This window comes from Paenibacillus sp. LjRoot153 (assembly GCF_964253085.1).
GTDB lineage: Bacteria > Bacillota > Bacilli > Paenibacillales > NBRC-103111 > Paenibacillus_E.
Genome location: NZ_CAXUQH020000001.1, coordinates 1627505 through 1645869 on the forward strand (window position 1 = coordinate 1627505; position 18365 = coordinate 1645869).

The window sequence follows — 18365 nt, forward strand, 5'->3', positions numbered from 1 at the left end:
AGCGTGGAGAGAAGCGATGCTGGAGAATGTGGCGTTTCATAATGTTTCGGAGTTGGAATCGAGAATGTATTTACCTGGTCTTAGGTTGCAGCGGTTTCCCAAGCAGGTTCGTGAATCGCTAACCGAAAAAGGTCGAACCAAAGCTGCCGAGTCCAGCGGCTGTGAGATTCGATTTGTGACAGAGGCTAAGAACATCAAGCTGACGTTGGCTGCGCAAGAAAAGGATGGACGTGTGCTTGTTTTCAGAGGCGATTTTTTCCATGCTGCGTATGATTTGAAGGCTGGTGTCGTCACGACTTTACAATTGGAAGCACCTGAAAGATTTGCTGAGGTACCACCTGCGTTACTGGATAATGTCGCGTTCTCCTCCAAAGTGTGGCGTATCTATTGCGACCGGTTTACAGCGATCTTTTATGACATAGATGCTTATGGCTTTGCGATTAGGCCTCCTGAGCGTCAGGAAGTACCGCAATTGACCATGCTTGCCTATGGTTCGTCGATTACACAAGGGGCTGGCGCTTTGAGTCATTATAACGGGTATGTCCAGCAGACGGCACGCCGTCTTGGTACGGATGTGTTGAATCTAGGACTCAGCGGGTCTTGCTATTGTGAGCCGGAGCTGGCCGATCATTTGGCGGAGCGGGAGGATTGGGATTTGGCCTATCTGGAACTAGGCGTCAATATGAGGGGAACCGTAAGTACCGAGGAATTTCAGCATCGCGCGACATATTTATTGGATAGAATCATTCGCAATCACCCTACGAAACCGATTCTTGTGACAACGATATATCCGAATCGGGCAACGTATTTTCATGATACGACACATCCGTTTAGTGTGGCTGAAAAGCAATTTAATGAGGTGCTAAAGCGATACGTAGAGAGTCGTCAGCATGCAAATTTGACCCTGTTAGATGGGGCGCAGATCATGATTGATTTTACTTCTTTGACAAGTGATTTGATTCATCCTTCGGATTATGGACATAGTCGGATGGCTGAGCAATTGGCTGGGTTTTTACGACCTTCTGTGGATAAGTTACGGGCTGCACAAGGTTGATCAACATATAAAAAGGTATTCAATAGGAGGCAGAAATCATATGAATGGACTTAATCTTACTGAGAAAATTGCGCTTGTAACAGGATCGAATGCGGGGATTGGACGGGCGATTGCTCTGGCTTTGGCTGCTAATGGGGCAAAGGTTGGTGTGAATTGTCTTTCTAACATAGCTCAGGGCGAAGAAACGGTAGCGGCTATTCTTGCGGCTGGCGGGGAGGCCATTCTTGTGCAAGCGGATGTGACGGATCCCGAGCAAATTGATCGGCTAGTGAACGAGGTTGAGCAGGCATTTGGCGGTTCCATCGACATTCTGGTGAATAACGCAGGTCATTTGGTGCAGCGAGTGCCGAACGCAGAGATGACCGAGGATATGTATGAGCGCATCATGAATGTGAATTTGAAAAGCACGGTGTTTATGTGCAAAAGAGTGCTGCCCGGCATGAAGGCCAAAGGCGCCGGCCGCATTATTAATATGTCATCGGTCGCTGCCTATAACGGCGGTGGGCCTGGATCTAGTATTTATGCAGCTAGCAAAGCTGCTGTGATGGCATATTCGAAGGGGCTTGCGAAGGAAGTAGCGGCAAGTGGCATTACCGTAAATAACGTGTCGCCAGGGTTTATTGGCAACACGATGTTCCACGCCACCTTCACGAGTGACGCTGCGCGTCAAGCTACCATCGGTGGCATTCCACTTGGGCGCGAAGGCACACCAGAGGATGTGGCTGGTGCGGTTCTGTATTTGGCCTCTGAGCTTGCTGGCTACCTGACGGGGGAAACAATTGAGGTTAACGGCGGGATGATGATGCGATGAGCGATGCCGTTAAGGAGAGCGAGACGCTTAGCGCGAAGGTGCAGCGCTTAGCTTGGGCGAGTGAGGTGGTGAACTCGCTGAAGGAAGAGATGGATGGGCTGCAGGCTAGCGGCAGCCTGATCATTCCACTGGAGCCAGGCGGCTGGTGGCACCAGTATGTGTGTCAGCAGCACCATACGGAGCTGCTGTTCGATCCTTCGGTAGCCGATGCGATGCAGTTTCATTGTCCGCACGGCTGTGTGGTGGAAGGCGCCGAGTATCGAGGCGCCTGGCTGGTGTATAAGCATCAGCAGCTCGCGCGGATTGCGCTGCAGGCGGCTGCGGTTTATGCGGGGCTGCGCGACTACGCCTATGCCGAGCTGAGTAAGCGGCTAATCGTGGAGTATGCGGTGCAGTTCCCGTTGTATCCTGTGCATCCTGATGCACAGCCGTGGATGCTGAAAGGGCGCGCGTTTCATCAAGCGCTGACGGAGTCGATCTGGTCTACAACGCTGATTCGGGCGTATGTCCTCTTGTTGGATGAAGGAGTAGTTTTTAGCGCTGATGAGCAGCGTAAAGTAGATACGTTCCTTCATCTGTTGGAAGAAAGCATGCGTGCGTATCGTGGGATATTGATCCACGAGCGGAACAATGCGGAGAACAATTATACCGCTTGGTTGAACGCATCGTTGGCTTGTGTATATGCCGCCAGAGGGGAGCGGCAGGAGCTGGAGGCATTAGTAGAAGCCGAGGGCGGCTTCCGTCATCATCTGTCGATCGGCGTGAAGCCCGATCAGCTGGAGTTCGAAGGCAGCACGTATTATCATGTTTTCGTGCTGCGGGCGTATTTGATTTTCGCTGAGATGGCGAAGCGATGCGAGAAAGATCTGTACGCGTGCGAGGGTTCGCAAGGGCAATCGATGCGCGGCATGGTAGAGGCGCTAGCGGAGCTCGCCGATGACCAAGGCGTACTGCCAGCGCTGCACGACGGGCCGATGGAGCGGCTGCCTTACGCCCGGGAAATCGCGGAGGTAGCCGAGCTGGGGCTGAGCCACTATGCGGTGGAAGGCCTCGTACCGATTCTGCGCGAGGCTTATCGGCAGATGGACTCCGCGGATGGCTCGCGCTGCGGGCTTGAAGCGCTGCTGTATGGCGCGACGGTATCTGTTGCGATTTCGCACTCCTCCCTTGCAAAACCGCGTGGATCGAAGCTTTGGCTAGCATCCGGTTTTGTTGTCGGACGGCAGGCGGGTAATCCGCTCTCTTTTCTTGTGGATTTTGGCGAACACGGGGGTGCACATGGGCACCTAGATAAGCTGCATGTAACGTTGATGCATAAGGATCAAACACTTACGCCAGATTTCGGCGTAGTTCCGTATGGATCTACGCTGCGTCCATGGTTTGGTGAAACCGCCAGTCATAACACGGTTTCACTAGGCGGTAAATCACAAGCCGAACATACAGGGCGGTGTCTGCGGTTTGATCAAACGGAAGCAAGCACCTATGCCTGGCTGCAAAGTGATATGGCCTACGTCGGTTGCAGGCTGAATCGTCATCTTCTTTTAACAAGCGACTGGCTGTTGGATTGGTTCGAGGTCACGCTCATGAGCGAGGATAGTCAGTCGATCGAGTGGTGGATGCACCCTATTGTCGCGCCACAGTCAAAGGAGTTGAAAGACCTCTCTTTTGCAGATAAAGTCCAGTATCCACCCATTCACATCCAACCAAACTTGCCAGAGTTGCCTATAGTGGGGCGCTTTTCCCCTGATGCATGGAATGTTGGCATGACGTATTTGCTTAGGGACAGTGTCCAGATCCATCAAACGGCATTGGTGCTTCCAGGCCAAGAACTGTTGACGATCCAAACGCCAGGCAATTCGATCGACCCATGCGTACCGCTGACTGCATTGCTTCATCGCCAGATGGGTAAGCATGCAAGCTTCATTCATGTGTATCGTGTTGGAGCGAGGGCGATGCTAGGACTTCTCGCTAAGGATCACTTAGACATTACCGCAGATGGTCATACGACGACTGTTCAATTTTTACCTGAACAAGGGCTGCTGATGGTTTAGCGGCTCTTTTTTTGCTAGGGAAGGCATCATCTTGGTGGGATTTGACAGTGCTTTTGAGGAGTGAGTATGATGGGACTACAAAGGACGGTGGAGCCCATGAATACATTGCAGAAGCCTCGCAAGCGGAAAGAACGGCATGTCATTAGTACTCTTGAAATTGTGGATGTGGCTACAGGGGAACGTCAAGTATTGGCCGAATTCGATGATTTAATTGAGGCGCCGAACTGGACGCGTGATGGTGAACGTCTCATTTATAACCGGAGAGGATTGCTCTATGCCTATGAAATTACTACAGGCGAGAGCACAGTAATCGATTCGGGGTATGCGAATTGGTGTAATAATGACCATGTGCTATCACCAGATAATAAGCAGATTGCAGTCAGTCATCACACGGAGGAAGATGGGCAGTCGCGTATTTATGTCCTTCCGTTAGCTGGTGGTCAGCCTACTTTGATTACAGCGATGTCCCCAAGCTATCTGCATGGGTGGTCACCGGATGGTCGCGAATTATCCTATTGTGCTGAGCGGAATGGCGTGTACAATATTTACACAATTCCCGTTCAGGGTGGTGTGGAGCGACAGCTGACAGATGTTCCTGGACTTGATGATGGTCCTGAGTATTCTCCAGATGGTCAGCATATCTGGTTTAATTCCACACGATCCGGCTTGATGCAGGTGTGGCGAATGAACGTGGATGGCAGTGAGCAGACGCAAATGACAGATGAACAGAGCAATAATTGGTTCCCGCACGTATCCCCAGACGGGAATACGGTTGCCTATATTGTTTATCGAAAGGGAGATGTCCAGCCTAATGCGCATCCCCCAAATAAAGAAGTTGAAATCCGCTTAATGGCAAGTGCGGGTGGTCCTTCTCGGACCCTAGTTTCGCTGTTTGGCGGACAAGGGACGATCAACGTCAACTCGTGGTCACCAGATAGCCAGAAATTAGCGTTTGTTAGCTATAAATTGAAGAAGTAGTTAGAGCTTCTAGCTACTAGAAACGGTAAGTCCTTCGATAGGTCGAGGGGCTTATTTTTATTTTGCTTTTAAACATGCGGCTCATATAAAAAGCGTTCTGATACCCGCACTGCTCAGCGATGTCCTCAAGCGTTAGATCGGTGTCGACGAGTAAGGAGCGTACCTTTTGAAGACGAAGTGTGGTGGCGTAAGCAATGGGGGAGAGCTTATACACCTGCTGAAAACGTCTTGTTAACTGTGAAGCGCTGAGGCCAAGCTCCTTCGCGAGGTCTTGCAACTGAAAGTGAGCTCCAAAAGCATGCTGCTCGATATAGGCGAGGGCTCGATAGGTGATCGGGTCTGTTTTGTCCTGCTGGTAGGATGGGATATGATCTTGCTCTTTCTCTATTTGGTACAAAAGGTCAGCAATTAAGTGGTTTGCGTAGGCTCCGTTTTTATCTGAAGGCTCATCGGATAGCTGTCGCAAATAAGTGAAGGTAGATGTTAAACGCTGAATATCTCGGATCATAATTTTGCCATGGGGATACGTGCGCTCTGAACTAAATTCTATGAAAATAAAGGAGAGGGATGACGTTACTTTGCGCTTTAACAACGTGCCTGGCGGACAAATGACAAGCTCACCGACCGAAACTTCTTGGAAATTTTCTTCTGTACTGGAGCTTAAGTTGTAAGAGAATCCACCGGATTGGGGGGCAAGCAAGACCCAGTCTTTATATATATCTTCTTCCAGCATGAAGCTATCCCTAATTCCGCTGCAATAGTATCGAATCATTTGGATAGGTGGCATCGAGATTCACCTTTCATCGTGAAGTGTCACTTGCAAAAAAGTATATGAAATATCATAAACCAGTGCATGTGCAATGTAAATATCTCGGAGTACTATTAGGTCATGGAAGCAAATACAAGCAACAAACAAAGGAGATTACACGTATGAATAAAATCAATATTCTTACCACAGAACAGATCCAAAGCTATAACGAGAAAGGCTATCTTGTGCTGCGAAATGTGTTCAGCGAGCAAGAGGCGATCGTGCTTCAAGCAGAATGTGACAAGCTCCTCACGCTAGAGGAGTACACGGCACCGAATAATGTTCGAGCAGGGCATAAAGGGTATGCAAACGGTGATGTGAAAATCGAGCGACTGGATCCGGTACATGATATTTCTGCGGTATTCGCAGATTTGGTGAAGGATGAGCGGATTCTAACGCCGCTTCGTGACATTTATTTGGATGAACCGCAGCTGTTCAAAGATAAACTGATCTTCAAGCTGCCAGGCGCAAATGGCTACAGTATGCATCAGGATGCGGCATGGTGGCAAGGATTCCCGATCGAGGGGCTTATCAGCGTGATGGTAGCAATTGACGGAGCTACCGTCGTGAATGGGGGGCTAGAGCTGTTCCCAGGGTATCACGAGCGTCTTCGCTCAACGCCAGGGGAGCTGCGGAATATGAATGCGCAGGAAATCGCAGAAATTGATCCTGGAACTGGTGAAATCGTCGAGACGAAGCCGGGTGACGTTATTATTTTCCACTCCTTTACACCGCACCAAAGTGGAACGAATACATCGGATAAAAGCCGCAAGCAGCTGTTCCTAACGTATGCACCTGCTAAGGATGGCGACCTGTATAAGGCGCATTACCAGCACTACAAGCGCTATGCTTTGAAGGGTAAGGATCTGAGTCAGTATTATTTCCTGTAGTCATTCACCCATATTTCCCTTATAATGACAAATAAGTGACGAAGAACGTCCCGTTCCATTCGATTGAGTGGATGCGGGGCGTTTTTCTATTTATCTAGAAGGGGATGAGAAAAATGAATGTTGTGGAAGAGCATGAAACGTTTATTCGAAGGCATTTGGACAATCGCAGTGGGGAGCGGCGCGGCAGATTGGAGAGAGGACATGGGCATGGGGAAGCGCTCTTTGCGAAACAAATATGGTGGGTTTTGCGTGGGGACTTCGAGCATCTTCACCCTGAATATGAGGTGCTTGATTGGCGCGGGCGTTCCTACTTTGCGGATTATGCGTGGTTGCCAGGCTTTGTGAAGCTGCTTATAGAAATAAAAGGCTACGCCTCGCATGTTCGTGATCTGGACAGGCAGAAATTTTGCAATGAATTGAATCGTGAAACGTTTCTTCATGCGATGGGATATCAAGTGATTTCCTTCGCTTATGATGATGTTGAGCAAAGACCTGAGCTGTGCATAGCCTTGCTGCGAATGGTGATGGCGAGATACCAAGCGAGTTCAACGCCTGTTCTACGCGCCCATATGGCGGAAAAAGAGGTTCTTCGTCTCGCCGTTCAGCGTGCAGAGCCGATTCGGCCGAAGGATGTGGAGCAGCATTTTGATATTGATCATCGGACAGCGGTCATGATGCTTAAGAAGCTTTGCTCGAAAGGCATGCTCACACCTGCTCATAGCGGAAAGGGCAAGCGCATAGTTAAGTACACATTAGCTGTAAATGGTTTGCTCGCTAACATTGATTAATGGAAAATATACAGCTAATTTATCGAGAAATCATCGATTTATCCAATTAGATGGAAATTATGTAGCTAATTTCAGGGAAGACAACTGATAGTGCCAAAAAGACTGAGAATAGATGGACTTAATCCATCTATTCTCAATAAACAGGCTAAATTCGCTGAATTAGCTGTATGAAATCCAGTTATTTCGCAAACTTTTCCAATCTAGCTAGTCACTCACTCCCCCGCCCACCAGACCTCTCTTCTAGTCACTCAACCCCGCCCCGCCCACCAGAATTCTCACTAGTCCTCACCATACCCCCGCACCACCAATGCACTCCCCGCGGAAACAAAAAAACAGCCACCACAGGTCTAACCCCCAAGTGCAGCTGTTCCTTTGATCATCACAAACCCAACAAAAACGGCACAACCATATCAGCAATCCGCCGATGACCAGCCTCATTCGGATGTAAGCCATCCGAAGTGAAGTGGGGCAGTGTCAGCTTGTTTAATCCACTTTCTGCATATAGATTAAGCACAGGCAGTCCGTAAAGCAGGCCAATCTGCTTGATAGCTTCAACATAATCAATGAGTCGATGATCGGCTGCGTTGACATAGAAAATGTCATATTGATCTTTGTCACGCTGAAGCGGCGTCCATAGACTCAAACGACAGGTTGGATTTTTCGTCAAAATGTCCTCAATCAAGGTAGCATACGCACCGTGAAACGTAAACACGTCCTTACTGCCTAACTCCCCGATTGGCTTATCTAGTCGAAAATCATTCACACCAGCGAAGATGGTGACGCAATCCAAGGAAGGGTCGATCATCCGACCAACATGAGTCGTCGCACCATAGTCACGATCACCGCCGGCTGTCATGGGACAGCCGCTTTTGCCATAGTTGATCACGCTCGTGAAGCCCAACGCTTGTTGAACTAGCGGCTGATAGCCGCCAGCTTCGGTTATGCTGTCTCCAAGGGTACCCCAGGTTTTTCCCTTCCATTTGTTAAGCAAGTTAGTGAGTCCCCTTTCAATTAATTCTCTTCTTCATAATGAACAGCACCGACAGCGATTTCACGGTCTGCGTACGCGAATCCTGGATTGTCTCCCAGATAAGCACCTTGCTCGATCAATTTACGTTGCAATTCAGGGATTGACACCTCGCGGAAACCAATACCGGAGGCGCTCGCCATCGAAGCAGCAACACCAGCGGCTTCACCCATGGCGAAGCAGTTCGGCATCACGCGAAGCGAACCTTGCACGGGGCGATCAGACGATACCGAACGTCCTGCGACGATGAGATTCGATTTGCCTTGCGGAAGCATACAGCGATAAGGCACACCGTGGGATTTTCCTTTTGGCAAATGCTTAATCGTCATTGTAGATCCGGCATTTGCCAAATGGATATCAATAAAGTAGGAATTACGGGCAATATCGTCCTCGAAGGTACGCATCGTGAGGAAATCATCCACGACAAGGGTGTAGTCGCCTTGAATGCGGCGGGTTTCGCGAATACCGATTTGATCGCCGGAATGGACAAGGAAAATATTTTCAAAGCCGGGCACATATTTCTTCAAGAATCGGATTTGTGTATCAATCAACTGACGTCCTTCGATCGCGGCACGAGTTAAATCTTCTGCTTTTGTTCCGTCAATATGGAAGACGTGGCCGAAGTTAAAGCCAACTACGGAATTCGATATCCAAGCCATCCCTGAAACTCGTTTACGTCCTTCTGGCAGTTCACCATTTTGCTGGGCTAATGTCACGAGTTCTTCAAGCTGCGGATGCTGGCCCGTTTCAGCTAGAAATTGACTGAAGCGATCCTTATCTGCACCAGTCACGACATAGCACATCGTACCTGGCTGAAGCTCGCCATTTTCACCGCCAACTTGAAAAGGAACGCCAGCCAATGCCGCAAGATCCGCATCTCCAGATGCATCAATGTACAGCTTAGCTTGCACGACGGAGCGGCCGGATTTATTGCTAATGACAAGACCGCTGATGCGATCCCCATCGAGCAGCACTTGATCAGCAACGGTATGGAATAGCACTTGTGCGCCGCTAGCAAGCACTTCGGCATCATAGACGCGTTTGAGCGTTTCCACATCGATTGGAACCCAGTCCAGCAATTGTTCATAACGGTTAAGGAAATCCTCGCCAGCTGCGTGTTTCATTTTTTCTAGCAAATCGAGGCCGATACCTCGAATGACAGGTTTTTCTCCATCGGTATATGGGCAAAATGCAGGTACAAGTGCAGCAGTTCCCATGCCGCCTAGATAGCCTCGTTGCTCAATCAAGAGTGTGCTGGCACCATTACGTGCAGCCGCAATTGCAGCCGCAATACCTGTGGCACCGCCGCCAACAACGACGACATCAGGGGTGTGACTCACAGATAACTTTTGAGCAGGTATGGTTACGGTTAAGTTGTTATTAGTTGAGTTCGTCATTCAAATTTTCCTCCTAGTGGGTGAACATTGGCCAATCTTAGCTTCGCAATGCTTTCACAGTTGTTTATGTTGACCGTCTTTGTTTTCATTATAGATCGCTGTAACGAAGGAACTAGTTTAATTTTTGTTTCATCTAAAAAGTAAGCGTGATATAGTGGACTTGAAATTCGTAATGTCAGTCATGTCCGTAATAAAGTAACTTATTGCTACGTCTTGGAGGTGCAAGTAACCCCATGCCAACCCGCAAAGCAGTCACAATGAAAACGATCGCCATCGAGCTTGGCTTAACGGTACAAACCGTGAATAAAGCGCTAAAGGGCAAGCAGGGTATGTCGGAGGCAACGCGGCAACGCATTGTCCAAACAGCCGAGAAGCTCGGCTACTACACGATGGATCAGATCCGCAGTTTAAGGCTGGATCATATCGCGCCTTACCCGAATGAGCGACTGCGCTTTCTGCTTGTTCAGACAGCGGAATCTGTGTCATATAATCGCTTGCTGCTGCAAGGGCTGCAAGATCGTTTCTTCTCCTTCGGGCATCGCATCGAGCTGCTCATGCTGCCGCAGCGCATGAAACAAGAGAAGATGGCAGATTGGCTAGAGGAAGCAGGAGTCCTATATGCGGACGGTATATTCATTGCGCCGAGCATTCTGCCTCAGGAGTGGGAAACGGCGCTTTTTGACCTTCCCATTCCCCGAATTCTGCTAAGCTTTCCACCACCCGGTGTCAAAATCGACAGTGTTATCTGGGATGTCTACGAAGCGACTTGCCAGGCTGTGGCCTATCTGCGAAGTCAAGGGCATGAGCGCATCATGTACGTTGGCGATATCCAGATGCAGCGAGGATCTATTCTGCGTTGGCAGGCTTTTGGCTATGCGATGCAAACTTCTGGCATTACGATCACGCCTTCTGAGCATTGCATCGGCCCCCGTGACATCAACTTGGAGTGGCATAACAATCTCTTCAATCAAATTCAACAACACCAGCCAACTGCTATCATCTGCGGCATCGATCATGAAGTGTCTATGGTTAATAGCATTTGCAAGGCACTGCAACTTCGAATCCCAGAGGATATCTCTGTAGTCGGCTTCCTCAACGAGCAACCTGATGGTTTACCAGAATTTACACGTCCGCTTCTCCCTATCTCACAAACGGGATACCGCGCAGCGGATCGAATGCTTTGGCGGATTGCCAATCCGACATTGCCTTTTGAACATATTCGCATTCAGGGAGAATTCCATATCGGTCTTACAACCACAGGGATCTCATCCTAAGCCAGCCTTCCTAACCTCACCTTAAGATCGCACCAGAAATCATAAGATCCTCCTATGTCTCCTGGCTTTGTCCAAGTTATAATGAAGAGAACTGCTACAAGGGAGGCCGACACCAGATGTATAAACTTGTCATTGTGGACGATGAACCGACAGTTCGTTTTGGGTTGAGTAACTATTTTGACTGGAAGGCGTTTGGGATTGAGGTTGTAGGCGAAGCGGATGATGGTGACGTTGGGCTAGAGGTGATCGAGCGTGAGAAACCGGATCTCGTGCTAACGGACGTAAGAATGCCCAATATGGATGGGATTCAGATGTCCAACCAATTAAGTGAACGGTTTCCTCATATCAAAATTGTGTTTGTCAGCGGTCACGATGATGCTGAATACTTGAAATCTGCGCTGAAGGTTAAAGCGGTTGATTATATGTTTAAGCCCGTCAACTTGGGAGAGCTGGAGATTGTTATCGAACGGTTAGTAAGCTCTCTCAATGCTGAGCAGCAAGAGCGCAAGCTCATTGAAGATATGCAGGTCAAGCTCATACAGAGCATGCCCCTGCTGCAAGAGAAATTTCTTATGTCTCTGATTCGGGAAGGTGTTATTTACCCATCACGTGTGCAAGATCGTATTGATTTCCTTAATTTGAACTTGCCGATGGAGGGCGCCTATTGGGTCATTGCCATTCGTATCGATGATGCCACTGAGGTTGCGCAAACCCGATCCGAGAGAGACCAACAGCTGCTGTCCTATTCGGTTCTGAATATTGTCCAGGAGCTGATTGAGCGAGATATTGGCGGCTATGTTTTTGAAAATCAGATCGGAGAATTCGTAGGGATTCTTCGCATGGCTCAGGAAGATGATCAGGAAAGCTTACTGTTCACCCTGGCGGAGGAAGTACGTGAAAGCCTTCATAATTATTTGAAGATCAGTGTGACGATCGGGGTAGGTGAACGGATTTCCAGACTTGCTAGCCTGCCGCAATCCTATTCACAAGCGAAGGAAGCGGCCGATCAACGATGGTTTTTAGGCAAAAACCAGATTATTTCCATGGACAATTTGGAGCAAGCCGAGGAGAGTGTGTATCGGTTTGATGCCTCACAGCAAGAGCGTATCGTCTCATCCTTGAAGTCCGCAGATACATTGAAAGTGCAGGAGGAGCTACGCGAGATGTACAATGCACTCTCACGTAATCGGACAGATGGTATTGCTTATGGACGTAACATCAGCCTTCAGCTGCTGCTTCTAGCCACTCGAATATTGTTGGAACTGCACGTACAGAAGCAAGATCTCGAAAGCAAAGAAAACGAGCTCATGGCCAAAGTGTTTCAGCAAGAAACGTTAGGCGCTTTACATCGTCTTGTTGAAATGTTTTTGTTGGAGGCATGTGAACGCATTGGTGAGAAACGAAATGGCAAATCCAAAAATGTGATCGAACGAACACGGGCGATTATTGATAAACGGTATGCGGAGAATCTGCAAGTAGGTGATATCGCGACGGAAGTATTCCTATCTACGACGTATTTGTGTTTGCTTTTTAAACAAGAAACTGGGGAAACGATTAACGAATATATGACCAAGGTTCGCGTGGAGCAGGCGAAAGCGCTATTGAAAGATCCCGCCAATAAGTTTTATGAAGTTTGTTATGCGGTGGGATATTCGGATCCTAGTTATTTTAGCAAAATATTTAAGAAATATACGGGATATACACCGAGCTCCTTCCGAGATCAAGTCATGTAAAGAGAGTAGGGCTCATCATGAATTTCAAGAACAGAGGCTGGACGTTTATTACGATGATTTTCAAAAGCGTTCTTGCAGCAAGGCTATGGTTGATCGCCTATGTGGTGTTGATTATAATCCCAGCTTCCATTTTTCTATACGCCTATTCCCAGCGATACTCGCACATTCTGGAAGAAGAAGTGACGCGTTCGATGCTTCAAACGTTGAAACAGGCAGAAATTAATTTGGATCATCAGTTAGATTCTCTGCGCGACACGTCGAATTCTCTTTTTTTGAATCCAAAACTGATTCAGTATTTAAGTAATTCGACACCCTTGAACGAGCAAATAGATGCGTTGAAGGAACTGCGATACTTAATTGATAATGGCCAAACGAATACGAATGTGTTTCGTTTTCGTTTATATGTAGATGAGAAAAAGCTATTTTCCCATGAGAAAATAAATTTTTTTCCAATTGAAACACTCATGACACGTCCTTGGTATGAGGAAGTGAAGTATGCTAGCGGTCATCTCGTATGGACAGGTGTTTATCAAGAGAAATTTATCAACTTGGAGGATGATAAGTTTATATTCTCTGGTATACGCCTTCTAAGAGACCCGGATCATTACGACAGCATATCAGGATTCTTATCCCTAGACGTAGAAGCTAAGACGCTTGAAAATATCGTCGCAAGTATCTCATTGAACAAAGATCAGCGTGTCTTTATCGTTGCTCCGGATGGTTCCATTGTGTTTCACAGCGATAAGTCCTTACTAGGAACAAAGCTAGAATCGAAGGCGGTTCTAGAGGCTATTGCAGTAAACAAGGAAGGTGTATCACAGATTGTTGAAAATGAAAATCAACAGTATGTTGTTTACACTACGATAGACGCCACAGGTTGGAAGCTTGTAGCAGAAGTACCGAAGAAGGGCATCAACTCACGGGCTGCTTCGTTAAATCAATTTTCCAGTGTAGCCACGTTAACTGGGGTGACGATATTATTCCTAATCCTCGTGTTCATTTTAGTCGCTTTTATCGTTCGAGGAATGAATCGCCGAGTCCAGACCGTCATTAAAGCCATTAAACGCGAGGGTGTAGCTGGTCTGGAAGAAAGGTCTGTCACACCGGATGGCGATTTTAATCTACTAGAAAAAAGTGTTGATCATCTCATCCATCGGGTTAAGGATTTAATGGAGGAAACCTATAGATCGAAGGTACAAGAGCGAGAGGCGCAGCTGCGTGCCCTGCAGGCGCAGATTAATCCTCATTTTCTCTACAATACATTGGATACGATTAATTGGATTGCTATTGGACATAAGGCGCACGACATTAGCCAAATGATTGATGGTCTTGCTCGTTATTTCAGGCTTAGCTTGAATAAGGGGAAAGATGTCGTAACGGTTACGGACGAGTTGGAACTTGCGAAGGTATACCTAGAAATTCAGCAGACGCGTTTTCCCAAAAGCTTCGAATTCGCCTTTGAGCTAGCAGGAAAGGATGAATCGGATGAAGCCCCGAAAGTTGGACTTATATTAGAATCGTGTCTCATTCCCAAGCTCACTTTGCAGCCAATTGTTGAAAATGCACTACTTCACGGCATACGTAAAGCAAAAGGGAAAACAGGTAAAATCACGATTCGCGCTTATATTGATGGTGATGATCTGCTCCTATCCGTGTCCGATGATGGCATTGGGATGGATCCTGATTTTGCCCAAACCTTGCTTACAGAACCTAGGCCGGCCATGCGAACAGATGGATCGGGAAGCTCCTATGGCTTATACAATGTCAACGAACGAATTCGTTTGTTCTCTGGTGAAGACTACGGGCTGAACATTCAATCGCAGCTTGGAGAAGGAACCACGATTACAGCAAGATTTAAATGCCAACGGCAAATCATAGAATTAAGCAGCTAGCACCATAGATATCATTGCGCCGACCGTCGAAAGGAAGGATATGATTGGTGACTGAGTCCATCCTAAACCAAGAGTTGAGACCGCATATTAGATATACGGATCTGTTGCATTTTAAACAGTGGAATACGCATGCGAGAATCATAACCGATTATTTGTTGCTTTATGTGCAAGAAGGTTCAGCACAACTAACCATTGATGCGAATAGGTATCTATTGAATCCTGGGCAGTTCAGTTTAATCCAACCGGGTGTCGTACATCAGCTCGAATCGGAGTCGCCACTGACGGTCATGGCGCTCCACTTTGAGCTGTTCCCATCTGGAGGCGGGGAGCGACTTCCTATGATTGTGCCGGTGGAGCGTGGTACCCATCCAGAATTGGGCAATATGCAACCCAACCTAGCAACTTTTACTGACATTGCTGTGCCCGTTGTATTTAAGTCTTCTAGGAATGAGTGGATGGCAGATGTCTTTCTGCAAATTATCGCGTACTGGAACCAGCAGCATGCACTGGCTCAGCTTCAAGCGCATGTGTATGCCTCAGAAATTATTCTGGAATTATTAAAAGAATATACATCCCAAGACAGCTCTGAACACAAAAGTTCAGTCTCCTTAAACTGGGTGCCAGCTTACATGCAGTATCGGCTATCTGAACCGCTTTCTGTAGAGGAAATGGCCCGTAAAGCATTCATGTCCCGCTCCTATTTCTCCATGCTATTCCGAAACCAATTCGACATGGCGCCTCATCAATATTTACTTAAACTAAGGCTCGATCATGCGACGGACCTGTTACGTGGCACCTCAATGCCACTTCAAAACATCGCCGACAGTTGTGGGTTTTCGAGTGTTCATCATTTTTCAAAAATGTATAAACTTCGCTTCGGATGTCCGCCAAGCCATAGGAGACAAAAACAATGAAAAGACGTTTTGATACATTTATTAAGTATTTTGACAAAGCCAAACTACGTAATCTCGCCTTATAATGATGCCATACACCATATCCATTCAAGCTTAGGGAGGCCATTATGATCTCGTATGCTGGTATTGCAAATCCGTTCGGTACAGGGACATATAGTGTAGAGATGAATTCGAAGGTGCTGCGAAGATACAGGTACATCCATGAGCAGTTGTTCCGATGTGCAGCCGGTCAGCTTCCAGCGAGAGAGAACTGGCATTTGAAGGCAGCGTTAGGCAAGCATCTTTATGAGGATGCAGAAGCGGCAGGTTCCCTTCGTCGGCGAATTCTGGAGTTAAGAACTTCCCCCATGCTCTTGCAAAAAGAACCGAACGTCACACTTGCTTTGCTTTTTGACGAGTTGATTCATGCGGATACCGATCTGGAGCTGCTTGTCGGTGTGTATCGGGTGATAAAACCAGCACTGCTGAAAGCGTTTACGCAACACATGACGGATACCCAGCAGCTAGTCGATTATCCGACGGTTCGCTTGCTCAAGGCGCTTTCCTCCGATTTACGCGAACAGATCGCTTGGGGGGAAGGCATGATTGGGGCGTTGCAGCAAGAAGGGCAATCATTGGAACTAACGGCGGAATTCGAAAGCCGAATCAAAGATTATTTGGAGGCAGCCGGGGGCATTAGCGGCGAACAAGGCACTTCCACACATGTACCCGCCCGATGGCGGTCCAGCAAAGTATATGAGATGCCGAAACAAGCTATTCGTGATGCCAAAAAGATGGGACCACCAACAATGGGACGTACGGCCGTGCCGAACCTGCCTGAGGATCCTTTGAAAATTCGATTGATCGGAATGATGAAGGCCAGACAAGAGGAAATGTCCGCAGTGGAAAATCTGGCGAGCGTCATTTATGACCAGAAGCTTATGCCATGGGAGTTTTACGAGGATTTGGCTCGGCATCTGTGGGATGAAGTGCGACACGCATTGTTCGGTCAAGCGGCGCTCGAGGCAGAAGGAATCGATTGGATGTCGTTGCGTCAATATGTGGGCGGTTATGATCCACTCATCGAGAAGCTTCCGGCACAGCGATATGCTCTCTTGAGTATTGGTTTTGAGGAAAAGGCAATGCGGCGCCCTGGCAAAATCGCGGAGTACGAGTTCTGCCGTGACGAAGCCAAGCATCCATTGATGGAGCGGTTCCAGGATTACGACTGGGCAGACGAAGTGACGCATGCTGCATTCGGACGCAAGTGGACGCCTGAATTGTTCGGTGAGGACCTGGATTATGTTCGACAAGTTGCGGATGTAGAGTTAGCAGAACGGGAGAAATTTTTCCAGGCATGGGCGAAACAGCAAGAAGCTGGCAACCAATAACTTAATGAAAGAAGGATGACAATGAGCAACCAGCCAACCCAAACTTATGATTTTCAAAGGAAGATCGAAACATACGATGTGGCAGATGTCGTTGTCATTGGCGGGGGGCCAGCCGGAACGGCGGCTGCCATAAGCGCGGCGAGACTAGGGAAGAAAGTCACTTTGTTGGAAAAATCGGGCCAATTAGGCGGCATGGGAACGCTCGGAAACGTTAGTGTTTTTATGCCGATTGGTAACGTAACTGGCCTTTATCGAGAGATGATCGCGGAAGTAATGGCCGATCATTTGCCGAAGGATCACGACGTGTCGATCGCCCCGCAATATTCGCCATTCGTGCTGAGACACTATTTAAATGAGAAAATGAAGAAGGAAGGCGTACAGGTCATCTATCATGCGGAGTTTATCGGCACTGTGAAGGAATACAGAAGCGTGAAGGCAGTCATCGTATCGACGCGTGAAGGTTTGAAAGCTTTCGAAGGCAAGCAGTTCATCGACTGTACGGGAGATGCTAGAGCCGCGCTAGATGCAGGGGTACCCTACACGTCGGGAAGAGATGAAGATGGTATGACCCAGCCCATGACGTTGATGTTTATGATGCAAAATACAGGTAAGCCAGTAACGCAAATATTGCCTGAAGGTTGCTATCTATATGAAGAGATATCGGATTTACCTCAAGGGCGTCGGTTATTTTGGGAAAAGAACAATGATGGCACATTGCTTGTGAATATGACGCGTGTTAAAGGCAACGGGGCGAAAATCGAAGACGTCAACTATGCGGAGACTGAGGCACTGAAACAGGTGTTTTCCGTCGTCAATTACTTACAGCGTAACGGATTTGAAACCTACGTGCTCTCGCATATCGCGAATCAAGTCGGCGTCCGGGAAACCAACCAGATTCAAGGTCTCTACACATTAACGGAGCAAGACGTTGTGCGCGGAACACGATTTTCGGATGTGGTTGCACAAACGAACTACGAAATCGACATTCATAGTCCTGATGGTCAAAAAACGACGGATGAGCGGAAGGTCGATGGCTATGACATTCCCTACCGATGCATGGTGACAGGGCAGTTGGATAACCTGTTGGTAGCGGGACGATCGATATCGGCAACACATGTGGCGATGTCCTCCATGCGGGTGCAGGCAACTTGTTACGCATTGGGGCAAGCCGCAGGAATCGCGTCATCCATCGCCACGGATGACGCCTGCCCTGTCCAGGACGTTTCCATCGAAACGCTTCATAGCACGCTGGGCAGTCAGAATGTTGTCTTTTATAAGCAAGGGCAAGTGTCACATCAATAAATCGTCATGAAACAAGCCGCCTCTTCTGTAAAGAGGTCGGCTTTTTTTTTGCGAAATACCATAAGATTGCACCAGA

The 18365-nt window shown here is 48.1% G+C and carries 15 protein-coding genes; 12 read left to right on the forward strand and 3 right to left on the reverse strand.

Annotated elements, in window-relative coordinates:
- Window positions 1–16: 16 nt before the first annotated feature.
- The 4 genes from ACSQ8P_RS07075 (at window position 17) to ACSQ8P_RS07090 (ending at window position 4894) form a co-directional block, all read left to right on the forward strand.
- Window positions 17–1054: an SGNH/GDSL hydrolase family protein gene (locus ACSQ8P_RS07075; RefSeq protein ID WP_436234558.1), complete on the forward strand. Its 1038-nt coding sequence runs from the start codon at window positions 17–19 to the stop codon at window positions 1052–1054.
- A gap of 40 nt (window positions 1055–1094) precedes the next feature.
- A complete protein-coding gene (locus ACSQ8P_RS07080) occupies window positions 1095–1865 on the forward strand; it encodes an SDR family NAD(P)-dependent oxidoreductase (protein WP_436234559.1) in 771 nt (256 codons plus the stop codon).
- Window positions 1862–3916 (forward strand): heparinase II/III domain-containing protein, encoded by a 2055-nt coding sequence (locus ACSQ8P_RS07085; protein WP_436234560.1) that lies wholly within the window; start codon window positions 1862–1864, stop codon window positions 3914–3916. The genes ACSQ8P_RS07080 and ACSQ8P_RS07085 overlap by 4 nt, the downstream gene beginning before the upstream one ends.
- A 96-nt stretch (window positions 3917–4012) precedes the next feature.
- On the forward strand, window positions 4013–4894 hold the full coding sequence (locus ACSQ8P_RS07090) for a TolB family protein (RefSeq protein WP_436234561.1): 882 nt from the start codon (window positions 4013–4015) through the stop codon (window positions 4892–4894).
- Window positions 4895–4910: 16 nt separating this feature from the next.
- Here the strand turns inward: ACSQ8P_RS07090 and ACSQ8P_RS07095 are convergent, their stop codons facing one another.
- Window positions 4911–5681, reverse strand: a complete 771-nt coding sequence (locus ACSQ8P_RS07095) for a helix-turn-helix domain-containing protein (protein WP_436234562.1) — start codon at window positions 5679–5681, stop codon at window positions 4911–4913.
- Between the two features lie 143 nt (window positions 5682–5824).
- Between ACSQ8P_RS07095 and ACSQ8P_RS07100 the strand changes: the two genes are divergently transcribed.
- Both ACSQ8P_RS07100 and ACSQ8P_RS07105 read left to right on the forward strand, forming a co-directional pair.
- Entirely contained in the window at window positions 5825–6592 is a 768-nt protein-coding gene (locus tag ACSQ8P_RS07100; RefSeq protein ID WP_436234563.1) for a phytanoyl-CoA dioxygenase family protein, read from the forward strand.
- 104 nt (window positions 6593–6696) lie between these two features.
- The gene (locus ACSQ8P_RS07105; protein ID WP_436234564.1) at window positions 6697–7380 is read left to right on the forward strand and encodes a hypothetical protein; all 684 of its coding nucleotides are present in this window, start codon (window positions 6697–6699) and stop codon (window positions 7378–7380) included.
- 379 nt (window positions 7381–7759) lie between these two features.
- Here ACSQ8P_RS07105 and ACSQ8P_RS07110 read toward each other — a convergent pair whose 3' ends face one another.
- Both ACSQ8P_RS07110 and ACSQ8P_RS07115 read right to left on the reverse strand, forming a co-directional pair.
- Entirely contained in the window at window positions 7760–8371 is a 612-nt protein-coding gene (locus tag ACSQ8P_RS07110) for an SGNH/GDSL hydrolase family protein (RefSeq protein ID WP_436234565.1), read from the reverse strand.
- A gap of 20 nt (window positions 8372–8391) precedes the next feature.
- Entirely contained in the window at window positions 8392–9804 is a 1413-nt protein-coding gene (locus ACSQ8P_RS07115; protein WP_436234566.1) for an FAD-dependent oxidoreductase, read from the reverse strand.
- A gap of 233 nt (window positions 9805–10037) precedes the next feature.
- On the opposite strand from ACSQ8P_RS07115, the gene ACSQ8P_RS07120 reads away from it, so the two are divergent.
- The 6 genes from ACSQ8P_RS07120 to ACSQ8P_RS07145 all read left to right on the forward strand — a co-directional run bounded on the left by ACSQ8P_RS07120 (window position 10038) and on the right by ACSQ8P_RS07145 (window position 18289).
- Window positions 10038–11078 (forward strand): LacI family DNA-binding transcriptional regulator, encoded by a 1041-nt coding sequence (locus ACSQ8P_RS07120; protein WP_436234567.1) that lies wholly within the window; start codon window positions 10038–10040, stop codon window positions 11076–11078.
- A gap of 116 nt (window positions 11079–11194) precedes the next feature.
- The gene (locus ACSQ8P_RS07125; protein ID WP_436234568.1) at window positions 11195–12811 is read left to right on the forward strand and encodes a response regulator; all 1617 of its coding nucleotides are present in this window, start codon (window positions 11195–11197) and stop codon (window positions 12809–12811) included.
- Between the two features lie 17 nt (window positions 12812–12828).
- Window positions 12829–14703 (forward strand): sensor histidine kinase, encoded by a 1875-nt coding sequence (locus ACSQ8P_RS07130; protein ID WP_436234569.1) that lies wholly within the window; start codon window positions 12829–12831, stop codon window positions 14701–14703.
- Between the two features lie 47 nt (window positions 14704–14750).
- Window positions 14751–15617 (forward strand): helix-turn-helix domain-containing protein, encoded by an 867-nt coding sequence (locus ACSQ8P_RS07135; protein WP_436234570.1) that lies wholly within the window; start codon window positions 14751–14753, stop codon window positions 15615–15617.
- A gap of 107 nt (window positions 15618–15724) precedes the next feature.
- Window positions 15725–16987 carry a hypothetical protein gene (locus tag ACSQ8P_RS07140; RefSeq protein WP_436234571.1) on the forward strand — a complete coding sequence of 421 codons (1263 nt, stop codon included), beginning with the start codon at window positions 15725–15727 and terminating at the stop codon, window positions 16985–16987.
- 21 nt (window positions 16988–17008) lie between these two features.
- A complete protein-coding gene (locus tag ACSQ8P_RS07145; RefSeq protein WP_436234572.1) occupies window positions 17009–18289 on the forward strand; it encodes an FAD-dependent oxidoreductase in 1281 nt (426 codons plus the stop codon).
- Window positions 18290–18365: the final 76 nt, after the last annotated feature.

Bases quoted from the DNA above. Each gene is read 5' to 3' on its own strand.
- ACSQ8P_RS07100 (WP_436234563.1), top strand. From the start codon at position 5,825: ATGAATAAAATCAATATTCTTACCACAGAACAGATCCAAAGCTATAAC.
- ACSQ8P_RS07105 (WP_436234564.1), top strand. From the start codon at position 6,697: ATGAGAAAAATGAATGTTGTGGAAGAGCATGAAACGTTTATTCGAAGG.
- ACSQ8P_RS07115 (WP_436234566.1), bottom strand. From the start codon at position 9,804: ATGACGAACTCAACTAATAACAACTTAACCGTAACCATACCTGCTCAA.
- ACSQ8P_RS07125 (WP_436234568.1), top strand. From the start codon at position 11,195: ATGTATAAACTTGTCATTGTGGACGATGAACCGACAGTTCGTTTTGGG.
- ACSQ8P_RS07140 (WP_436234571.1), top strand. From the start codon at position 15,725: ATGATCTCGTATGCTGGTATTGCAAATCCGTTCGGTACAGGGACATAT.
- ACSQ8P_RS07095 (WP_436234562.1), bottom strand. From the start codon at position 5,681: ATGCCACCTATCCAAATGATTCGATACTATTGCAGCGGAATTAGGGAT.
- ACSQ8P_RS07080 (WP_436234559.1), top strand. From the start codon at position 1,095: ATGAATGGACTTAATCTTACTGAGAAAATTGCGCTTGTAACAGGATCG.
- ACSQ8P_RS07085 (WP_436234560.1), top strand. From the start codon at position 1,862: ATGAGCGATGCCGTTAAGGAGAGCGAGACGCTTAGCGCGAAGGTGCAG.
- ACSQ8P_RS07075 (WP_436234558.1), top strand. From the start codon at position 17: ATGCTGGAGAATGTGGCGTTTCATAATGTTTCGGAGTTGGAATCGAGA.
- ACSQ8P_RS07145 (WP_436234572.1), top strand. From the start codon at position 17,009: ATGAGCAACCAGCCAACCCAAACTTATGATTTTCAAAGGAAGATCGAA.
- ACSQ8P_RS07130 (WP_436234569.1), top strand. From the start codon at position 12,829: ATGAATTTCAAGAACAGAGGCTGGACGTTTATTACGATGATTTTCAAA.
- ACSQ8P_RS07090 (WP_436234561.1), top strand. From the start codon at position 4,013: ATGAATACATTGCAGAAGCCTCGCAAGCGGAAAGAACGGCATGTCATT.
- ACSQ8P_RS07120 (WP_436234567.1), top strand. From the start codon at position 10,038: ATGCCAACCCGCAAAGCAGTCACAATGAAAACGATCGCCATCGAGCTT.